Origin of the sequence: Arthrobacter silviterrae (assembly GCF_011045165.1) — a bacterium.
Lineage (GTDB): Bacteria > Actinomycetota > Actinomycetes > Actinomycetales > Micrococcaceae > Specibacter > Specibacter silviterrae.
Genome location: NZ_JAAKZI010000085.1, coordinates 1 through 1,326 on the forward strand (window position 1 = coordinate 1; position 1,326 = coordinate 1,326).

Genomic DNA, 1,326 nt, shown 5'->3' on the forward strand with positions numbered 1-1,326 from the left:
TCCTCGCCGTAGATGTGCTTGTCGCCGAAGAGGGAGTTCTTCCAGCCGCCGAAGGAGTGGTAGGCCACGGGGACCGGGACGGGGACGTTGATGCCGATCATGCCCACGTGCACGCCGCGCTGGAACTTGCGGGCGTTCGCGCCGGAGGAGGTGAAGATGGCGGTGCCGTTGCCGTAGGGGTTGGCGTTGATCAGGGCAATGCCCTCCTCCACCGTGTCCACGCGGAGCACGGCCAGGACCGGACCGAAGATCTCCTCCGTGTAGGCGGTCATGTCGGTGGACACGCCGTCCAGGAGGGTCGGGCCCACCCAGTAGCCGTCCTCCTTGCCGGGGACGGTGAAGTCCCGGCCGTCCACGACCAGGGTGGCACCGGCGTCGGCCGCCTCCCCCACAATCTTCAGCACCCGCGCCTTGGACGCGGCCGTGATGACCGGGCCCATGTCCGCGCCAGGTTCCGTGCCCTCGGCAACCTTGATGGCCTCGGCCCGCTCGCGGACCTTCCCCAGCAGGGTGTCCGCGGCACCGCCGACGGCGACAGCGACGGAGATGGCCATGCAGCGCTCCCCCGCGGAGCCGAAAGCGGCGGCGGAGAGGTGGTCCGCGGCGTTGTCCATGTCGGCGTCGGGCAGGATGATGGCGTGGTTCTTCGCCCCGCCCAGGGCCTGGACGCGCTTGCCGTGCGCCGTGGCCGTCTCATGGACGTACTTCGCGATGGGGGTGGAGCCGACAAAGGAAATGGCGTCCACGTCCGGGTGGGTCAGCAGCCCGTCCACGGTGTCCTTGCCGCCGTGCAGCACCTGGAAGACGCCGTCGGGCAGGCCCGCCTCGGTCCACAGCTTCGCCAGCAGCATCGGGGCGGAGGGGTCCCGCTCGGAGGGCTTGAGGATGAATGCGTTGCCCGCGGCGATCGCGATGGGGCACATCCACAACGGCACCATGACGGGGAAGTTGAACGGGGTGATGCCGGCAACCACGCCCACGGGCTGGCGGAAGGAGAACACGTCAATGCCGGTGGAGGCCTGGTCGGAATAGGCGCCCTTGAGCAGCTGGTTGATCCCGCACGCAAACTCGATGACTTCCAGGCCGCGGCCGATCTCCCCGGCCGCGTCGGAGAGGACCTTGCCGTGCTCGGCCGTCACCAGGGCCGCCAGCTCATCCACATGCGAGGCGACGAGTTCGCGGAACTTGAACAGCACGGCCGTGCGCTTGGCCAGCGAATACTCGCCCCAAACCTCGCTGGCAGCCTTCGCCGCAGCCACCGCCGCGTCCAGGTCCTCCCGGCTGGCCAGGTGCAGCTGGGCGGACACGGCACCCGTGGCCGGGTTG

At 69.5% G+C, this 1,326-nt stretch carries 1 protein-coding gene; it reads right to left on the reverse strand.

Translation table 11 applies throughout. From position 1 onward, the window contains the following. The coding region (locus G6N77_RS19475; RefSeq protein WP_165183825.1) for a CoA-acylating methylmalonate-semialdehyde dehydrogenase at positions 1 to 1,326 on the reverse strand (1,326 nt) is incomplete at both ends.